Source organism: Azospirillum argentinense (assembly GCF_000632475.1).
GTDB lineage: Bacteria > Pseudomonadota > Alphaproteobacteria > Azospirillales > Azospirillaceae > Azospirillum > Azospirillum baldaniorum.
The window spans coordinates 769,715-788,491 of sequence record NZ_CP007795.1 but is presented as its reverse complement, the minus strand read 5'-3'; the positions used below and the strand labels follow the sequence as shown (position 1 = coordinate 788,491).

15 protein-coding genes, 3 pseudogenes and 1 other annotated feature are annotated in these 18,777 nt (G+C 66.1%); of the genes and pseudogenes, 7 read left to right on the top strand and 11 right to left on the bottom strand.

Annotated elements, in window-relative coordinates:
- Positions 1 to 22: 22 nt before the first annotated feature.
- Complete coding sequence (locus tag ABAZ39_RS25880) at positions 23 to 904, bottom strand: LysR family transcriptional regulator (protein ID WP_051658554.1); 882 nt, start codon at positions 902 to 904, stop codon at positions 23 to 25.
- A 265-nt stretch (positions 905 to 1,169) separates the two neighbouring features.
- On the opposite strand from ABAZ39_RS25880, the gene ccoN reads away from it, so the two are divergent.
- Positions 1,170 to 2,456: a cytochrome-c oxidase, cbb3-type subunit I gene (ccoN, locus tag ABAZ39_RS25875; RefSeq protein WP_051658553.1), complete on the top strand. Its 1,287-nt coding sequence runs from the start codon at positions 1,170 to 1,172 to the stop codon at positions 2,454 to 2,456.
- Here ccoN and ABAZ39_RS37150 read toward each other — a convergent pair.
- Positions 2,432 to 3,089, bottom strand: a pseudogene (locus ABAZ39_RS37150) (IS3 family transposase); the annotation flags it as partial. The gene ccoN and the pseudogene ABAZ39_RS37150 sit on opposite strands and share 25 nt — an antisense overlap.
- A gap of 63 nt (positions 3,090 to 3,152) precedes the next feature.
- A pseudogene (locus ABAZ39_RS34765) lies at positions 3,153 to 3,850 on the bottom strand (IS3 family transposase); the annotation flags it as partial.
- Positions 3,450 to 3,566: a sequence feature (AL1L pseudoknot), on the bottom strand. (Overlaps the previous pseudogene by 117 nt.)
- 494 nt (positions 3,851 to 4,344) lie before the next feature.
- On the opposite strand from ABAZ39_RS34765, the gene ABAZ39_RS25850 reads away from it, so the two are divergent.
- Positions 4,345 to 4,947: a DUF1003 domain-containing protein gene (locus ABAZ39_RS25850; protein ID WP_051658552.1), complete on the top strand. Its 603-nt coding sequence runs from the start codon at positions 4,345 to 4,347 to the stop codon at positions 4,945 to 4,947.
- Positions 4,948 to 4,965: 18 nt separating this feature from the next.
- Here the strand turns inward: ABAZ39_RS25850 and ABAZ39_RS25845 are convergent, their stop codons facing one another.
- From ABAZ39_RS25845 to ABAZ39_RS25820, 6 genes are read right to left on the bottom strand one after another with little or no spacing between them, the layout of a single operon-like run.
- Positions 4,966 to 6,063, bottom strand: coding sequence for a CgeB family protein (locus ABAZ39_RS25845; RefSeq protein ID WP_040136898.1), 1,098 nt, complete (start codon positions 6,061 to 6,063; stop codon positions 4,966 to 4,968).
- Entirely contained in the window at positions 6,060 to 7,154 is a 1,095-nt protein-coding gene (locus ABAZ39_RS25840) for a CgeB family protein (protein ID WP_040136896.1), read from the bottom strand. The genes ABAZ39_RS25845 and ABAZ39_RS25840 overlap by 4 nt, the downstream gene beginning before the upstream one ends.
- Positions 7,151 to 8,275 (bottom strand): CgeB family protein, encoded by a 1,125-nt coding sequence (locus ABAZ39_RS25835; protein ID WP_040136894.1) that lies wholly within the window; start codon positions 8,273 to 8,275, stop codon positions 7,151 to 7,153. The genes ABAZ39_RS25840 and ABAZ39_RS25835 overlap by 4 nt, the downstream gene beginning before the upstream one ends.
- Positions 8,272 to 9,366: a glycosyltransferase family 4 protein gene (locus tag ABAZ39_RS25830; RefSeq protein WP_247881751.1), complete on the bottom strand. Its 1,095-nt coding sequence runs from the start codon at positions 9,364 to 9,366 to the stop codon at positions 8,272 to 8,274. The genes ABAZ39_RS25835 and ABAZ39_RS25830 overlap by 4 nt, the downstream gene beginning before the upstream one ends.
- Positions 9,367 to 9,410: 44 nt before the next feature.
- Positions 9,411 to 10,718, bottom strand: a complete 1,308-nt coding sequence (locus ABAZ39_RS25825) for a TIGR04295 family B12-binding domain-containing radical SAM protein (RefSeq protein ID WP_040136889.1) — start codon at positions 10,716 to 10,718, stop codon at positions 9,411 to 9,413.
- A 37-nt stretch (positions 10,719 to 10,755) separates the two neighbouring features.
- Positions 10,756 to 11,868: an NAD-dependent epimerase/dehydratase family protein gene (locus ABAZ39_RS25820; protein ID WP_040136887.1), complete on the bottom strand. Its 1,113-nt coding sequence runs from the start codon at positions 11,866 to 11,868 to the stop codon at positions 10,756 to 10,758.
- 312 nt (positions 11,869 to 12,180) lie between these two features.
- On the opposite strand from ABAZ39_RS25820, the gene ABAZ39_RS25815 reads away from it, so the two are divergent.
- From ABAZ39_RS25815 to ABAZ39_RS25795, 5 genes are read left to right on the top strand one after another with little or no spacing between them, the layout of a single operon-like run.
- The gene (locus ABAZ39_RS25815) at positions 12,181 to 13,284 is read left to right on the top strand and encodes an inositol-3-phosphate synthase (RefSeq protein WP_040136878.1); all 1,104 of its coding nucleotides are present in this window, start codon (positions 12,181 to 12,183) and stop codon (positions 13,282 to 13,284) included.
- 8 nt (positions 13,285 to 13,292) lie between these two features.
- Positions 13,293 to 13,889, top strand: a complete 597-nt coding sequence (locus ABAZ39_RS25810; RefSeq protein ID WP_040137312.1) for a histidine phosphatase family protein — start codon at positions 13,293 to 13,295, stop codon at positions 13,887 to 13,889.
- Entirely contained in the window at positions 13,886 to 14,701 is an 816-nt protein-coding gene (locus ABAZ39_RS25805) for a TIGR04290 family methyltransferase (protein ID WP_051658551.1), read from the top strand. The genes ABAZ39_RS25810 and ABAZ39_RS25805 overlap by 4 nt, the downstream gene beginning before the upstream one ends.
- A complete protein-coding gene (locus ABAZ39_RS25800) occupies positions 14,698 to 15,624 on the top strand; it encodes a beta-xylosidase (protein ID WP_040136876.1) in 927 nt (308 codons plus the stop codon). The genes ABAZ39_RS25805 and ABAZ39_RS25800 overlap by 4 nt, the downstream gene beginning before the upstream one ends.
- A 41-nt stretch (positions 15,625 to 15,665) precedes the next feature.
- Entirely contained in the window at positions 15,666 to 17,420 is a 1,755-nt protein-coding gene (locus ABAZ39_RS25795) for a hypothetical protein (protein ID WP_040136874.1), read from the top strand.
- Positions 17,421 to 17,519: 99 nt separating this feature from the next.
- Here the strand turns inward: ABAZ39_RS25795 and ABAZ39_RS37145 are convergent, their stop codons facing one another.
- The gene (locus tag ABAZ39_RS37145; RefSeq protein WP_247881770.1) at positions 17,520 to 17,789 is read right to left on the bottom strand and encodes a hypothetical protein; all 270 of its coding nucleotides are present in this window, start codon (positions 17,787 to 17,789) and stop codon (positions 17,520 to 17,522) included.
- A gap of 91 nt (positions 17,790 to 17,880) precedes the next feature.
- Positions 17,881 to 18,246: pseudogene (locus ABAZ39_RS37140) on the bottom strand (NAD(P)-binding protein); the annotation flags it as partial.
- Positions 18,247 to 18,777: the final 531 nt, after the last annotated feature.

Sequence of the window (18,777 nt, the reverse complement as noted above, 5' to 3'; positions counted from 1 at the left end):
CGACGCCGGCCGGAACGGGATTCTATTGGGCGTCGGCACCTTGTTGAGAATTCCCTGTCACCTCGTCAGAGCCGAGGATGGCCCGCAGGCCTTCGAACGCGGTTTCGAGAACGCTGACATCAGGCTCCGCCGGGTGAACAGCGTAAATGGGCAAACTGAACGGGTGCGCTTCGGGAACGACTTCCCCCACCCCCTGGTCGAGCATGGGCTGGACCAAGCTCCGTGGGAAATGCCCGGTTCCCCCGCATTGCCTGACATAGTCCAGCCCGAGCGTGCCGACGCCGATCGACAAGGGTGTGGACAGAAGCTCCGGATTTCGCAAACGGATGCTGCGCTGGAACTCGTCGCTCCAGTCGATGAGGACGTAGTGGTCGCCACCGGCGCTCGGAGCGGGGCGAACCCTGACAAGGACCAAATCCTCCTCCAGCAGCAGGCGCACGGCGAGGCCCGGCACGGCGCGCGGCGAATAAAGGACCGCGAGATCGAGCGTCCCGTCGCGAAGGCGCTGGAGCAGATCGTCCGCCAACCCGACCTCGCACCGCAGGGCGATGTCTTCGGCATTCCGCCGCATCCAGGGAATCCAACGGTTCAGCATCCGGTTCCACAGACCGGCCTCGCTGCCGATGCGCAGCAGGGCGCGATGCCCGATGGGAAGCGCAGCCTCCTGCCGGGCCTGCTCCCAGAGGCGGAGCATGGCAATGGCATGACGCTGGAACCGGACCCCGGCCGCAGTGAGCATCGCGCCGTTCTTGTTGCGCACAAACAGCTGGCAACCCAGCTGATCTTCCAAGTGCCGGATGCGCGTGCTGACCGTCGATTGCGTGACGTGCAGCCGCTCCGCCGCCGCGACGAAGCTTCCAGCCGTGGCCGCTTCAAGAAAGGTGCGGGCCGCTTCCATGTCCATGCGACGTCCCTGCCAGAATTCGTATCGGATAATCCGATGCAATCCATCGAATAAATTCGCTTTTGCTATGCTTAGGCGCGACCTAGGCTCTGCGCAACCGTGTTACGAGCCGTCGGGCAAGGCGCCTGTGATCCTCCCATTCCAAAACGGGACGGGAGTCCGCGCGCCCTGCGCTGGGCGGCCCTGACCGGCCATCGCCGACCGGGCCGCCATGACGTCGGCCGTCCGGCCGTTCCCGCCTTGCGACGTCGACAGGGTCTTGCGCATGACCGATCTCGCGATCAGCACCACGCTATCCATACCCGCGGCCGGCCGGCCGGACGGCGACGCGGCCTCGTACGACGCCGGAGACGCCGCGGTGCGGATGTTCATCCAGGCATCCCTGTTCTGGTGTGTGGCCGGACTGGCAATGGGCCTGTGGGTTGCCCTTCTGCTGGTCGCTCCGACGTTCAACCTCGGGCTGGAATGGACGAGCTTCGGCCGCGTCCGGCCGATCCACACCACTCTGATCGTCTATGCCTTCACCGGGAACGCGCTGATCGGCTCGTCCTTCTTCGTGGCGCAACGGACCTGCCGAACTGCCCTATGGGGAAGCCGTGAACTGCACCAGCTGCTGTTCGGGTGCTATCAGATATTCGTCCTCCTGGCGGTGTCCGGCTACGTGATGGGCGCCACCCAGAGCAAGGAGTACGCGGAGTTCGAGTGGTACACCGACCTGTTTCTGCTCGGTGTGTGGCTGCTCTACGCGACGATCCTGGTCCGGACGATCCTGCAGCGGCGGGAGAGGCACATCTATGTGGCCCTGTGGTTCTACCTGTCCTTCGTCATCGTCGTCGGCATGGTGCACACGCTGAACAATCTGGCCGTGCCCGTCTCCTTCACCGGAGCGAAGAGCTACCCGTTGCTGTCCGGTGTGCAGGACGCGATGGTGCAGTGGTGGTTCGGGCACAACATCGTCGGCTTCTTCCTGACCGCCGGTGTCGTCGGCATGATGTATTATTTCGTGCCGAAACAGGCGGAGCGGCCGGTCTATTCGTACCGCCTGTCGATCGTGCATTTCTGGTCGCTGGTGTTCATCTACATCTGGGCCGGTCCGCATCATCTGCACTACACGGCCCTGCCGGACTGGGCGCAGACGCTGGGCATGACCTTTTCGATCATGCTTTGGATGCCGTCCTGGGGCGGCATGATCAACGGCATCATGACCCTGTCGGGTGCCTGGGACAAGCTGCGCACCGACCCGGTCCTGCGCTTCCTCGTGACGTCGGTGGCCTTCTACGGCATGTCGACCTTCGAGGGTCCGCTGATGGCCATCAAGCCGGTGAACGCCCTGTCGCACTACACCGACTGGACGGTCGGCCATGTGCATTCCGGCGCGCTCGGCTGGGTGGCCTTCATGGTGTTCGGCTCCCTCTACCATCTCGTCCCGCGGCTCTGGGGGCGGGAGCGCCTGTACTCCGTGGGGCTGGTCAGCCTGCATTTCTGGACGGCGAGCGTGGGCATTCTGCTCTACATCGCCGCCATGTGGTTGGGGGCGATCGGCAGGGCGTGATTGCTGTCGGTGGTGCAGACCCGGAAGGCCCGGGGACGCTGGGCGCGAAGACCATGACGGTGCATGAGGCGTTCGACACGCCCCCGGCTGACGGTCCGGCCCTGTGCCCACAGGGCGGCATGGATGCGCGGCGCTCCATAGCGCTCGCGGTGATCGGCGTGAAGCCGCCGGATGTCATCGAGCAATTGCCGGTTCGCCGCCTGACGCGGGCTCTCCGGTCGCGTGCGCCAAGCATAGTAGCCGGACGGCGACACGCCGAGCGCATCGCAGAGCACCCGAACCGGGTATTCGTCGCGGCAATCCTCAACGATCCGGAACCTCATTTCAGAGGCTCCGAGAAAATGCTCACAGTTTTTTTAATATGTCTCGTTCCATGCGGACGCGGTCCAGTTCGCGTTTCAGGCGCGCGATTTCCGCCGATTGATCGCCGGCGGCCAGGGGGGCCGGCGCTTGCTTGGTGGGGAGCTTCGCCGGTCCCCCTGGCCCGGAAACGCGCCGCCGCCACGTGCGCAGCATCGACGGCTGGATGCCCAAGTCCTTGGCAACATGCTCCAGGGGCCGGCCACTGCTTTCCAACAGGGCCACGGCTTCCCGCTTGAACTCGTCCGTGAAGAAGCGCCGTTTCGTCGTCATGTCCACCTCTCCGCTCCCCGCGGGAGCTTAACAAAGGTGTCCACCGATTCGGAGGAGGCTCAACTGGCGGTTCACCCGGTCGAGCGGACGGGACGCGGCTCGGTCGCTGATCGTGGTGCGCATCGCCTTGCCACGCGTCGCTCCCTTCAGGCCCATTTGCCGCATCAGCCGGGCCACCGTACAGCGAGCCACGTCGATGCCCTCCCGCCGCACCTGCCGCCATACTTTCCTCACCCCATAGACCTGGAAGTTTTCATTCCAGACCCGTCGGATAGCCAAACTCAGCTCCGCGTCGCTTCGCGAGCGGGCCGGCGCCTTGGCCGGATCGATCGTCCGAGCGGCATGGGCGTAGTAGGTGGATGGGGCGATCGGCAGCACCTTGCAGATCGGCTCGACCCCATGGACGGCGCGGTGCGCGTCGATGAAGGCGATCATTTCCGAGACGGGCGGTCGAGCTCCGACTGGGCGAAATACGCCGACGCCTTGCGTAGGATCTCGTTCGCCTAGCGCAATTCCCGCACCTCGCGTTCCAGCGCCTTGATGCGCTCCTGTTCGTCCGTCGTCGGGCCGGGCCGCTTGCCCTGGTCACGTTCGGCCTGCCGGACCCAGCCACGCAACGTCTCCGCCGTGCAGCCGATCTTCGCCGCGATCGAACTGATCGCCGCCCACTGCGAAGCGTGTTCGCCTTCGTGTTCGAACACCATCCGAACCGCGTGCTCGCACACTTCAGGGGCGTATTTGGGTGATGCTTGCTTCGTCATGTTGATCCCAGTCTCTCAAGAAAAGGGGCCTCCAGGAAACCCGGCGCGGTTCACTCCCAAGGAACTACGCGGGGCACTTTTCGCCAGCCCGACGGCGCAAAATATCGTGCCGCCGGGGTGGCGAAAAGTGCTCCGCCTGCTGTTGACACTGGAAAGGGGGCGTAAATTCGGACGTTGAAACGATCACTCGTGAGAAAAAGGGGCAGCCTCCGCCCGATGTTGTGGTGAGCAAGTTCCGGTTCTCCGGTTGGTTGACCGGGCTGAAAGCCATTGCCGCGGTCCGTCGGTCGGCAGTACCGGTCGCCGACAACCTAACGCTGCGCAATCCCTTTTTCCGGGGGATCTGAAACTGCCCCAGGCCAAAGCCTCCACCACCTCCAACAACCGGGGGGCGACATCGAAAGCGCCATTGAGCGCAGCCTGTAGGCCGACCGCAATCCCAATCTTGGAAGAGGAACGAAGCGCAGACGGTTCACTTAAGCAAGGCAGACGCCATGAACGCACAGCCGTCCCAGCATGGCGGAGATCGCGCGGAGAAGTCCGCAAGCCCACCAACCTACCCGCCACCATCCTCCGGCTTGAGCGCCGTGCTCGAGCGAAACATCCAGACGCTGCACCAGCGCAGGGAACGGGAGGAGGTCGAGGCGACCGCGGAGGAGCGGATTGCCGACGCGATCACCCGCTTCACCGGCAGCATGACGTTCGTTTATCTGCATTTGGCATTCTTTGGTTTCTGGATCATCGCCAACCTGGGGTGGGTGCCCGGCGTTCCGCGCTGGGATCCCTCTTTCGTCGTCCTGGCGATGATCGCGTCCGTGGAGGCCATCTTTCTGTCCACCTTCGTGCTCATCAGCCAGAATCGGATGTCCGAGGTCGCCAGCAAGCGGGCCGATCTCGATCTGCAAATCAGCCTGTTGGCGGAGCACGAAATCACCAAGTTGACAGCCCTGGTGTCGTCCATCGCCGATCACATGGGGGTGAAGACGGACGTCGACTCCGATCTGGACGTCATCAAGCAGGATGTCGCCCCCGAAGCGGTGCTGGACCAGATTGAGGCTAAGAAGTCTTCGAAGAAGCCCGCAGACCGGGAGCCATGATGGACCGTTTGCGCCGCCTTACTGGAAGGGCAGGGCCGTACTGGCGCCGCGGCTGGTCCGTCGCATCGCGCATTTCAGTTCCCGTTCCAACGTGTCCGCGCGATGCGCGGCGGTGTGGTGTTCCAGGATTCGCAGCCGGGCCCTTGCGCCCATTGCTTGGCGGGTGTTTTCATCCAATTGGTGAAGGGCGTGCAGAACGTCGCCCGACGTATGGGCGAGGATGATCTCGCGGTTTGGCTCCAGCAGCGCGTCCAGGCCGTCCCAACAGTCGGAGATGATCGGAGTGGCGCAGGCAGCGGCCTCGAACAGCCGGACGCTGGGGCTGTGGCCGGTGCGGATCATGTCTTCGCGCGTCACGTTCAAGGTGAAACGGCTGGCCGCATAGAAGGCAGGATGCTCGGCGGGAGGAACATGATGCCGACGTTCGACATTTCCCGGCCAGGCGATGCCCTCGGGGTATTGTGGACCGGCGACGACGAAGCGCAGCGACGGCGCACGCCGGGCCGGCTCCAGCAGCAAGCGCTCCAGCGTCGGTTGCCGGTCGGGGCTGTAGGTGCCGAGATAGCTCAGATCCCAGCGCTTGGGCATAGGCAGGGGCACGTAGGCGTCGGCATCCACGGAGCAATGAAGCGCGCGCGCCGCCGGAGAGCCGTAGCGGGACTCCAGCCGCTCCAGCGTCGGTCCGCCCGTGAAGGAGAAATACACGTCATAGCCGGGAATGAGGGCAGGGGAGAGATACTCCTCGTCGCCGCGTTCCAGCTTCGCCAGTGTCACGGGCGTGTCGATGTCGTAGAAGGCGACGATCCCTTGCGCGGTTTCCTGCGCCCAGCGGCCGACGGTGATGCCGTCGGGCACGTAGGAACCGACGAGCACCGCGTCGGCCCCCTCGACCATTCCGGTCCACTGCCGCAGGTCGGCAAGGTCCTCGTAGAAGGCCAGCCGGCAATAGCCGGGATCGGCGAGATCGCGATTCTGCGCGTACCAGGGAACGTCGCGCTCCAGGAACAGGATGTCGTGGCCGCGTGCGGCGAACGCCTTGAGAAGGGCACGGAAGGTCGTGGCATGGCCGTTGCCCCAGGAAGAGGACAGGCTCAGCCCCAATACGACGAGCTTCACACCGCGCTCCTTTCCCGCAGCGCCGCCAGGGCTTCGCGCAGCAACATGTCGACCTCCGCGCCGCGCCGTGCGTAGGTGTGTTCCGCAAGGGCGCGCCGCCGCGCGGCATCGCCGATGGCGCGGGCGCGGGCCGGAGTGAGGGCGCGCAGATGATCGGTCACGTCCTGGCCTTCGCGGGCGACGAGGATTTCCTCGTCCGGGGTGAGGAACAGTTCGACCCCCGTCCAAGCGTCGGTGATCAGGCAGGCCGCCGCTCCGGCAGCCTCGAACACCCGTGTGGCGGGCGAGAAGCCGACCTCGGCCATGCTGTCGCGGGCGATGTTCAGAACCGCCAGCGCCGAGCTGTTGAAGGCGTTGTGGTCGGCGGTGCCGACATGGCCGATGTGGGTGACATTGGCCGGCAACCCCTTCGTCTCCCAGCCGCTGCCGCCGATGATGTAACACCCCTGCGGGTTGCGCGCGGCGGGCTCCAGGAAGAAGCGCTCCACACGCTCCTCGCGGTCGGGCAGCCGGTTGCCGAGAAAGTTGAGATCGGCGGCGAAGCGCGGTTGGGGCGGTGCCGGCTGGTGCGTCGCCGGGTCCAGCGCGTTGTAGATGGGGCGGCACAGGCGGGCGCCCATCGCCTCGTAGGCCGCGACCACCGGCGGGCCACCGCCGTAGGTCAGCACGGCGTCGATCCGCGGCAGCCGACGGCGCAGGGGATGGCCCGGCGCCTGCCGTAGTTCGGCCAGGGTGGCAGGGGCGTCGACATCCCAATAGACACGCAGAGCGTGGGGACCGGCGGCATCCATCACGCCGTCGAGCAACTCGTCGTCGAAGACGCCGACGCCGTTCGCCTTCACCACCACGTCGGCCTCGGCGGCGCGGGCGATCACGCTGCGGCAGGCCTCGGCGGTGGCCTCGTACACCACGACGCTGGCCCAGTCGGGCGGCTCGATGTCACGGTGCTTCTGGCGGTCGAAGGCGTCCGGTTCGTAGAAGGTGACATCCCAGCCCCGCTTGGCGAGTTCGCTCAGCATGCCGCGATAGTAGGTGGCGGCGCCGTTCCAGTAGGAGGAAAGCAGGCTCGAACCGTAGAAGGCCATCTTCATCGGACAGGCTCCAGCATGGAAGAGGGGGTGGGCGTGCCAGCCAGAGCGGCGGCGATGGCGAGCAGCTCGCCGGCGCGGTGGGCGCAGGTGTGGCGGGCGCGGATCGTTTCCAGGCCGTTGCGGACCAACGCCGCGCGGAGGTCGGCGTCGCCGTCCACGGCGCGCAGGTGACCGGTCATATGGGCCCCGTCGCGGGCGACCAGGAAATCCGTTCCCGGTCGGAACAGGCCTTCGCAATCGCTCCATGGCGCGCTGAGCAGTGGGATGCCGCAGGCCAGCGCCTCGAACACACGGATGGTCGGGATGCCCGGCAGGGATTCGACGTAGAAACGGCGCGGCACATGGACGGTGACCCGATGGCGGCCGAAGATCGCGGGCGCGCGGACGTTGGGCAGCCAGCCCTTGTAGGCGATGCCGTGCAGCTTCAGCGTCGCCAGGGCTTCGGCGGGGTAGCGCACGCCATAGACGTCCAGAGGCAGACCCGCGGCGCGGGCGGGAGCGAACAGAAAGCTCCCCAGCTCCTTCGTCCGCTCGTCATCACCCCAATTGCCGATCCACACCGCTCCGCTGCGCCGTTCCTCCCCGGGCAGCGGGTGGAACAGCCGGACGTCGGCGGCTTCGTGCCAGACGAAGACCCGATCCTCCCAGCCCCAGCGCCGGTACACGGCCGCGAGAGTTTCGCCGAAGGCCAGGACGCCGTCGTAGCCGGAGAGATCGAAGGCGGAGATGGCCTCCGGATCGCTGACCGCGCGATGGTGCGTGTCGTGGAACAGCAGAAAAAAGCGACCGCCCTGCACCCGCGCCCGCCCCACCGCCGCGACCAGAGCCGGGTCGTTCCATTCATGGACGATGACCAGATCGGCCCCATCGCACAGCGCTGCCGCGTCGGCGTCGGCCGTGAAGGTCAGCGAGGTCAGCTCCGGATAGGCGGTCCGGTAGGGCGCCAGCCCCGCTTCGCCATGATCGGCCAGCAGGTTCCGCAGGCTCCACGCGCCTTCCGGCTCGAAGACGCGGACCTCATGGCCGAGGATGATCAGCTCCCTCAGGATGCCGCGCAGGAAATGGGCGTTGCCGTGATTCCAGCAGGACGCCAGCGAATGGGTGAAATAGACGATCTTCACGCAACGGCCTCCTTGCGGGAGGGGGTGGAGGTGTGATGCGCCAGGACGCTGCGGTAGAGACTGCGCATGCCGGAGGCCATCGATTCCATGCCGTATTGCCCGGCCTTGAGCCGCGCCGCCTCGCCGAGGCGCCCGGCCTCCCCCGGATCGTCCAGCAGGCGGCGGATCGTGGCGGCAAGGGCTGCGCTGTCCCTCGGTTCCACGAAGAGTGCGGCACCGTCCCACAGCTCGCGGAAGGTCGCAATGTCCGACAGCACCAGCGCACAGCCAGCCTGCGCGGCTTCAAGCACCGTCAGGCCGAACGGCTCGTAGAGCGCGGCGGAAGCGAAGACCGGTGCCCGCGCCAGCCACGCCGCGACCGACACCGCGTCCAACCGCCCGAGCGCCGCGGCGTGACGCAAGGTCCGGCGATTCCCGCCCGGACCTTCCAGAGAGCCGGCGGCGACCACCGGCACTTTCAGCAGCGCTGCTGCCGCGTCCAGCGTTGCGATGTTCTTTCCATCGTCCCACAAGCGTCCGGCGGTGAAGACGAAACGCTCCCGTCCGCCCGGCCCACCGCCTGGAGGAGGACGGCGTCCGTTGCGCACCACGACCGGTGGCGGCAAACCGTAGGCGGCGGCAGTGGCTTGTGCGAAGGCGGCGCTCGGCGCCGCCAGCGCATCGCAGGCCCGGTAGCCCCGTGCCAGAACCTCGATCCGCCAGAGAAAGTCGCTCGGCAGGGCGCCGCCGCGCAGGGTGGCCCACCACGTCGCCAGACAAGAATGGCAGACCCCCACGACCGGAACCGTGAATCCGGCGTCCGCCGCCAGGGCCGGACTGTTGAGGTGGACGAGATCCACCTCCAACCGCCGAGCGAGCGTTCCCAGCGCTTCGGCGCCGTGCCGGATCGCGGCCGGGTCCTCCGCCATCCAGTCCAGCGGGAGGCCGGTGTCGATCAGTTCCAGGCCGGGGATGGCGCGCGCCGCCGCGGTCTGGTCATCCTGCGGTGACGGCCCAAGCACCGCCAGCGTAACGCGCAGGCCGTCTGCCGCCAGTTCCTGCGCGAGGTCGAGCGCGTAGGTCCACACTCCACCCACGCTGTCCGCCGTCATCAACAGATGCGCGGGGACTGGATGCGCGGGGGCTGCCGGGGGCATCACCGGCAACCGCATGCGGCCTCCAACTCATGCAAGGGCAGGGGCTCATCCTCCTGAATGTCGCTCAGTCGCGCGAACTGGCGCAGATAGTGCTCGTGTGCCCTTTCCCATGCCCGGTCGTCCGGTTCGCCCCACAGACGGCGGTAATCGGGCGAGGCGGGGTAGGGGTAGAGCGGCACCGGATCGTTGGCCCAGACGCCGGCACCCTGCAGCCTCTCCCGCCATCGCGCGACGAGCCCGGCGTCGTCGCCGGCCATGGCGATCAGGTTGGCCTGGACGAAGGGCACGCTGCGCCGGGCGTGGATCAGGCGGTCGGCCAATGCGTCGGTGCTCATGCGGCAGTTCTTGTCGAGCGCCGCGCGGCCCTCCTCGGTCAGGCTTTCCACCCCGGCCTCGATCGACACGCAGCCGGCGGCCCCCAGGAGATCCAGCAGATCGGGCTTCCACAAGTCGATGCGGGTCTGGATGCCGAACTCGACCGGACGCTCCACCAGCGCTTCCAACAGGTCACGGCGGGGCAGGAAGATCTCGTCGATGAAATAGACGTAACGCACGCCGACGGCGGTCAGCCGATCGATCTCCTCCAGCACGATGGCGGTGTCGCGGCGGCGGTACTGGTCGCGGAAGTCGATCTTGGCGCAGAAGGAACAGGAATAGGGGCAGCCGCGCGACGCCTCGACCTCGGCCCCCGCCCCGAGCGGTTCGGTGCCGTAGCGGTGGTGATGGTGGTGATGGCGGTTCAGCCATTCGGCGGGCCAGGACAGCGCCGGCAGATCGACGAAGCGGCCGGCGTGCGGGCCGCCGGTGAGGACGGTTCCGCCGTCGCTGCGGAAGGCCAGCGCCGGAACGCCGTCCAACCCCGGATGGCCGGAATCCAACCGGTCGGCAAGCCGTTTCACGATCTCCTCGCATTCGCCCCGCACGACCACGTCCACGCCCAGCTTGTCCAGGGCTGCACCGGGGGTGGTCGATCCATGCGGACCGACCGCGACGGTCCGGCCGCCGCGTCCATCCAGCGTCAGCAGAAAATCACGGGGGATGCGCAGCTCCGGCGGGGCACAACGCCAGAACAGGTAGGTCGGCGCGGTCGTCACCACGGTCATGCCGGGCGCGAAGCTGGCCACCTGATCCGCCAGTTCGCCGTTCGACAGTCCCGTTAATAGCCCGTCGAGCAGCAGGACCTCGTGTCCGGCCTGGTCCAGCAGCGCCTTGCAGTAGCCCAGTTCAAGGGGAAGATGCGGCTCGCGGCAGCCGAAATAGATGCTGTGCGCGAAGCTCCAGGCCGGATTGACCAACGCCACACGCATCACGTCGCCTCCACCGAGGCCGGTCCGGGCCGGCGGTTCATGCCACCAGCCCCCGCGCTTCGAGTTCGCCCCGGGCCTCGGCGACGCGGTCCTGCGCCTCCTGCCGGGCAACCCATTCGGCGAGTTCGGCCAGCCCTCCAGCGAAATCCTGCCGCGGTTCGTAGTTCAGGACCTTCCGCGCCTTGCCCAGGTCAGGGATGTTGTGGCGGATGTCGCCGGCGCGCGCTTGGCCGGTGATTTCCGGCGTCAGGTCGGGCCGGCCCATCGAGGCGGCCTGGAGCCGCGCCACCTCCTCCACGGTGCGGTCCTCGCCGGACCCGATGTTGAACACCTCGCCGTTGGCGGCCGGCTGGTCGAGCGCCAGCAGGACAGCGCGCGCCACGTCGTCGACATGCACGAAGTCGCGACGCTGGCGGCCATCTTCGAAGATCATCGGCCGCTGACCGTTGGCGATGCGCGAGGCGAAGATCGCCAGCACCCCGGTGTAGGGGTTCGACAGCGCCTGCCCGGGGCCGTAGACGTTCCAAAGCCGCAACGCCGCCCCTTCCATCCCGTATTGGGCGGTGAGCGTCAGGGTCAGCCGCTCCTGCACGTATTTGCCGATGGCGTAGACGGACCTCAGGGCCGGGCGCTTGCTCTCCGGTGTGGGGACGGGAATCAGCGGCCGTCCGTCGGAATCGAGCGGGTCCCAGGAACCGTCCGGGTTGCGCGCGCCGCGCACCACGTCCTCCATCGGCGTGCCATCGGCGGTCCGGTACAGCCCCTCACCGTAGATGCTCATCGAGGAGGCGATCACCACCCGGCGGACCGGCCGGTCGATCAACCGCTGGAAGAGCACGGCCGTCCCATGGTCGTTCACCGAGGTGTAGCGGTCCACCGCGTACATGCTCTGGCCGACACCGACCTCGGCGGCGAGGTGGATCACCGAATCCACTCCCTCCAGCGCCCGGCCGACCATGGCCTCGTCGCGTATGTCCCCAATCAGCAATTCGACGTCCGGGTCCAATTCGTCGGGCCGCGTCCGAGTGGGATGGACTTGCGCGATCAGACTGTCGAGAACCCGAACCCGGTCGCCGCGGGCGAGGAGTGCCCCGGCGACGTGGCGGCCGATGAAACCGGCGCCACCAGTGACAAGAACGGATTCTCCCACGAGCCCCTCCGCGGATGGACGGTGATGTTTGCGATTGCTATTTCTGATTGTGTTGTTTGTATATAAAATTGATATGAATACCCATGATTCTTATTTTTAAAGGAACGCAAATTTTCACTTACATACGTGGGAAATCGTCATGTTCGCTTCGTGAAAAGAAGCGTGGTTGCGTCAATGTTAACACCGCCGTTTGATTTTCGACACCTTACCCAAAAGGCGTGGTCAGATTGGACGATCTTCCAGCAATTATTTTTCCAAGATACAAATATCATTCTGGCCCATTAAGGAAATTTTCAGGATGAGGAGAATCCCGTGACTGGGAAAAAGCTGCGGGTGGCGATTGCCGGTGTCGGAAATTGCGCTTCATCCTTCGTGCAAGGTGTAAGCTATTATGCCGATGCTCAAGTTAATGAGCCGCCGCCCGGGCTGATGACTCTCGATCTCGGTGGCTATCGGGTCGGCGACATCGAAATGTCCGCCGCCTTCGACGTAAGCGCCGCCAAGGTCGGGCGGGATTTGTCCGATGCCATCTTTGCCCCCCCCAACAACACCTGCCGCTTCGCAACCCCGCGTGCTTCGGGGGTACGGGTGGAGCGCGGTCCGACACTGGACGGCATCGGTCGCTATCTGGCCGGTGACATCGAGGAGTCGGGGGAGGCGCCGATTGCCATCGCCGGGGCCCTGCGCCGGTCAGGCACCGATATTCTGGTGTCTTATCTGCCGGTCGGTTCGCAGAGGGCCACGGAGTTCTATGCCGAGCAGGCGCTGGAGGCCGGCTGCGCCTTCGTCAACTGCATCCCGGTTTTCATAGCTTCCGACCCAGGGTGGGCGAAGCGGTTCGAGCAGCACGGCCTGCCGGTCATCGGCGACGACATCAAGAGCCAGATGGGCGCCACGATCATCCACCGCACGCTGGCGAACCTGTTCCGCGAGCGCGGCGTCCGGCTCGACCACACCTATCAGCTGAACTTCGGCGGCAACACCGACTTCAAGAACATGCTGGAACGCGAACGCCTGGAATCGAAGAAGATTTCGAAGACCCGCGCCGTCACCAGCCAACTTGACGTGCCGCTCGACGCGGACGACGTCCATATTGGTCCCAGCGATCATGTGCCCTGGCTGGCCGACCGGAAATGGGCGCACATCCGGCTGGAGGGCACCGCCTTCGGGGGGGTACCCCTCAGCGTGGAACTGAAACTGGAGGTCTGGGACAGCCCGAACTCCGCCGGCATCGTGATCGACGCGGTGCGCTGCGCCAAACTGGCGCTGGACCGGAAGATGGCCGGGCCGCTGGTCGGACCGTCGAGCTACTTCATGAAATCGCCCCCCGAGCAGTTCACCGACCATGAAGCGCGCGAGCGCACGCTGCGCTTCATCGCCGGCGAGGCGGCGGACGGACGGCGCTTCCGGGCGTGAGCGGCGGCGTGGAAACGATCCTGGTCCTGCTGCGTCACGCGTCGCACGACCGGCTGGGCTCCGTGTTGTGCGGACGCATGCCCGGCGTGACGCTCAGCGAGGCCGGCCGGCGCGAGGCCGACGCGCTGGCCGTCACATTGGCGCGTCATCGGTTCGCCGCCGTGCTGTCCAGCCCGTTGGAGCGCGCCGTGGAAACGGCGGCCGCCATCGCCGCGTCACAGGCCTTGGCCGTGGAGGTGGAGGAGGATCTCAACGAACTCGATCTTGGCGCCTGGGCCGGCATGCGCTTCGAGGACCTGCGCGGCGACCCGGCTTGGAATGTGTGGAACAGCGCGCGGTCGCACGCCCGCCCGCCCGGGGGCGAAACGATGCTGGAGGCTCAGGCCCGGACGGCGCGCTGCATCGAGCGGCTGCGCCGCCGGTACACCGGCCGGACCGTCGCGCTGATCAGCCACGCCGACGTCATCAAGGCGGCGCTGTGCCACGCCTTGGGGCTTTCCGTGGATTTCCACGCCCGGTTCGAGATCGCTCCGACGTCCCGCAGCGTGCTGATCGCCGGGGAATGGGGCCTGAAGGTCCACAGCATCAACGAGGCGGTGGAATGACGAATCTGACGACCGACCAGATCCGCGCCCGGGTCGCCGCGCTGGGGGATTGGTTCCACAACATCGATCTGAACGGCGTCAGCACTGCCCCCGACCACTTCCTGCACGATTACCCGAACGTGAAATGGCGGCGGTTCGCCCATGCGGTCCCGCAGGATCTGAGCGGCCTGACGGTGCTCGACATCGGCTGCAACGGTGGCTTCTACTCCATCGAGATGAAGCGGCGCGGCGCCGAGCGGGTGGTCGGGATCGACTTCGACGACCGTTATCTCGCACAGGCGCGTTTCGCCGCCGAAGTAACCCGCCAGGACATCGAGTTCCGCAAGCTGTCGGTTTACGATCTCGCGTTGCTGGGTGAGCGGTTCGACGTCGTCTTGTTCATGGGGGTGCTTTACCATCTGCGCCACCCGCTGCTGGCTCTCGACCTGATCCACGAGCATGCCGCCCGCGACCTGATGATTTTCCAATCCATGCAGCGCGGCGCCGAGACGGTCGAACCGGTGGGCATCGATTACGACTTCCGCCAGCAGGACCATTTCAACGCGCCGGGCTATCCGAAGCTGCATTTCATCGAACACCAGTATTCCGGCGACTGGACGAACTGGTGGGTCCCGAACGCCGCCTGCGCCGAGGCCATGCTGCGCAGCGCCGGCTTTCGGGTCGTCGAGCATCCGGAGCAGGAGGTCTATGTCTGCCGCCGCGCTGCACGGCCGACGGAGGCGGGCGCCGTCTATCCCGCCCGGCCATCCACCGCCGCACCATCCACCGGACAGGCACTGGAAAACCACGTCAGGACGGGAAGCCAGGGATGATCGAAGCCGCCAAGATCTGGAACGAGCCCAACAACAAGTCCCACTGGAATCCCAATCTCGATCCGGAATGGGATCGGTTCGCCCGCATGACGATTCTGGCCGGACAGGCGATTCGGGCGGAGAACAGTGCGCTCACCCGCGTGTTGGGCGGCATCTCGCCCATCGATCCCTCCTTCATCTGCCGCCTGGACGAGCGCGGCGCGCTGGACCATGTGGACGTGGTTGCGGTGCATGGCTTTCCGCTCGACTGGAATCTCTGGCAGATCCGGGAATGGCCGGAGAAGATCGAGGAAATCCGCGCCGTCACCGGCAAGCCCATCTGGGTGACGGAGGCTGGCGTCTCGTCCTTCGGCGCCGAGGAGGTGCAGGCCTGGGGCGTCACCCGCACCGCGGAACTGCTTATCGGCCGGGTTCCGCGCATCCACTGGTACAGCCTCTACGACCTGCCCAGCGCCTGGGAGGCGACGACGCGCCACAAGGAGGCGGAGGGTTCCTCCTATTACCGTCATTTCCATATGGGGCTGCTGCGGGCGGACGGCACGCCCAAGCCAGCGCTCGACGCCTATGCGCCCTATGCGGCCGAGATGGGGATTTGCCAATGGTTTCACTTCGAGGATCACCGGCTGGACGATGCGGTGTCCTGGATGAAGCGGTTGGGCGTCCGGCACCTGCGCACCGGCCTGTCCTGGGCCGACAGCTTCCGGCCGAACGCGCTCGCTTGGTTCGACTATCAGATGGAAGCGCTGGCCGATTTCGATGTCACCATCACCTTTTGCTTCACGCCCGAGCATCGTGGAATCGAACCACACCACACCAGCCCGCCCCAGGTGGCCGAGGAGTTCGCGGAGTTCTGCGCTGCCATGGTCCGTCGCTACGCCAGCACCGCTCCGGCAGTGCCGTCCCCCCTGCTGGCGATGGAATAGAGGGCGGCCTGAGTTCCCTCGCCACGCGGAGCGGCTGAACCATGCTGGTTTACGGCAATCGCGACCGTCTCGAAAACCCACGCGTCGTCGTGGCGCGGATCGCCGCCGCCCATCGTGCGGCCGCCGCCAAGCCTGACGGGCTTATCCGTCATGGCCTGCTGGTGTCCCTGTTCATCGAGGCGGCGGAGCTTGCGCAGGGCCTCGCAGACGCGGAATTCGCGGCGCTGGAGGAGGACGATTGCACCCCATGCCGCGACGCGGCGATGGCGGTCGTGATGGAACTGGCCCGCGCCGTCGCCCGGTCCTGGCGCGGCGAGCCGCAGCCGAACGCTTGCACGCTGACGGCTGGGCTGGAGACGTTGTCGGTGCAACCCCTGCCCGAAACCGTGCGGATACGCCGGTCCGAGGGCTATGCCTTCTATAGCCTCTATCCGGAAGCCTATCTGGAGGCTGCGGCCCGGCTTCCGACGGACTTGCCCGCTCCGGTCGTCGTGATTGGCCTGCGCAGCATCGGAACCGGACTGGCGGCGATGGCGGCGGTTGCGCTGGACGCGGCGCCTCCGGTCACTCTGCGTCCGATCGGTCATCCGTTCCATCGCGCCGTCCGCGTGTCGGCTCGCCTGCGGACCGCCCTGCTGGCCGATGCGGGCGCGTCCTATGTGATCGTCGATGAAGGGCCGGGTCTGTCCGGCAGTTCGTTCGGCGCCGTCGCCGATTGGCTGGAGGAGGCGGGCGTGCCGCCCCGGCGGATTGTGTTCCTTCCAAGCCATGGCGGCGCTCCGGGTCCGCACTCATCCGACCGGCATCGCCGCCGTTGGGCCGAGGCGGTGCGTCCGGTGATCGGCTTCGATGAACTGGCGCACGCTGCGCATGGCCCGGTGCCGCCCTTGGAGCGCTGGTTCGAGGACACGCTCGGCCCTGCGGTCGCACCGTTGCGCGATCTGTCGGGCGGTGCATGGCGGACGGTATCGGCGGATTTGGCGGCGGATGTTGCGGCAGACTGTCCGCCGGTCCATGCGCAGCAGGAACGCCGCAAGTTCCTGTTGCGCACCGCCTCCGGCCCCTGGCTTTTGAAGTTCGCCGGCCTCGGACGCCTGAGCGAGGCCAAGCTGGACCGGGCCCGCGTGTTGCATCAGGCGGGTTTCACGACGGAACCCATCGCACTCCGTCATGGCTTCCTGGCGGAGCGTTGGTTGGACGGCGCTCAACCGCCCTCCACCATGCCTTTAAAGCGCTTGGCCGATTATCTCCTGTTCCGCGCCCAACGCTTTCCGGCGGAGCGTGACACGGGCGCCAGCCTTCCGGACCTGCTGGCGATGGCGCGTGTGAACATCGGCGAGGCGCTTGGCGCCGCCGCGACCGTCTCCTTGGATCGCTGGACACCGGACATCCTGAGGGAGCTGAGTGCCGGGGGCCGGCGCGTCATCACCGACAACCGCCTTCACATCTGGGAGTGGCTGCGCACCACCGACGGCCGGTTGCTGAAGACCGACTCGCTCGATCATGCCGACGCGCATGACCTGATCGGTTGTCAGGACATCGCCTGGGACGTGGCGGGGGCCATCGTCGAATTCAGCCTTGCGGCGGCGGAAGCCGACCGGCTGTGCGACGCAGTGGGCGCTTCAAAGCGGCTGGTGGCCTTCCATCTTCCCTGCTATCTCGCCTTCCAGATCGGCTACTGGTCATTTGCCTCCTCCGATGCGGGAGCGGGATCGATGCGCCGCTTCTACGAGAAGGCTTGGAAACGGCAAGCGGACCGTGTGGCGCGTTCCTCACTTCCCGTCGGCACACCATAACCGCCGCTTTGAGCAATGCTTTCGTGCTTGGCGCGTTCCTGGCAACCATGGCGTCCGTGCACAGCCGATCTGGGCAGCGTCATCGAAAACGAAGTGCGGTCATTGGCCTTCTGCCTTCTCGTCACCGTGCGCCGGACTGATCACAAGCAGCAGGTCTCCGGGCTGGATGATATGGTGGTGACGCTCCGTGAAGGGAATGGCGCGGCCATTGCTGTGGATCTGCACAACCACGCCGGCGGTCGCCATTGCCATGGTCTTGCCGATTTCGTCCTGGGCCGCCGGGCGCTCCGTCAGCACCATTTGGCCACCCACCGACATGAGGTCGCACAGGAATGGCGTGGCATGGCTGGTTTCCACGGCATCGGCCATGAGATAGCCACCGATCCTGGGCGGCGACACCAACCAAGTCGGCGCCGCTCAGCTTGGCCAGTTTGATGTTCTCCTCCTGCTTGATGTTGCCCACGATTTTGGTGCCGGCGGACAGATGGCGGACGGTCAGGATCACCAGAATGGTGGTGTCGTCCCGGCCCGAGCTGACGATCACCGCCTTGGCGCTTCCCACGCAGGCCCGGGTCAGTATCTCTTCGCTGGTGGCGTCGCCGAGCAACCCGATGAACCCCGCCTCGGCCGGCAGCCGGATGCGTTCCTCCGATTGGTCGATCACGACGATCCGTTCGCACGGAAGGCGTCGCGCTCTGGGTGGCGGCTGTTGTAGGGCAATCCTCTGCTGGAGGTCGAACCCACCGCGCCGTTCATCGTACGCTTCATAAGCTGACCCAGCCCTCGCGAGGGCTGGGTCAGCGATGGATGAACACTCGTTCGTCATGACTGACAGACATCCAATGGATGCCGAGCAATCCGCACAGCGAAACATTAACTATGCGTATTAATGCCCATGGTGTAGATACGATTATCTACCCTCGTTGATCGATTTGTACTGCTTTCTCGGAAGAGATCATGCGCCCTATCTTTTATCGGTGGCGCCATCACTGATGGGAAAGTGCTCGGAACGAAATCTGTAACGCTCCGTTCCTTTCTCCATTCTGTGCATTTGGGTCAGACAGCACTTGAGCGGCCCTGGCTTCATCCGGGGCCACTTTCTTTCCGTCAACACGCACGGCGACGTGGAAGCATCCAGCAAAGGAGCTTCCATCATGACACGGTGCCGTCGACGCCGCCGGCACCGATCGGAAGGCGCACGCCCGAAAGCAGCAACCCCACTCTCTTTTGTCGCGCGCCCTGGGAATAACTGGATGCGCCCGCGCCTTTGTCTCTGCGAGGTGCACAACACCCGCGCCGGCCGGGAGGGCGCACACCCGAGCAGCCGTGCTGCCGAACACGGCGGGCCCGTTCAGCT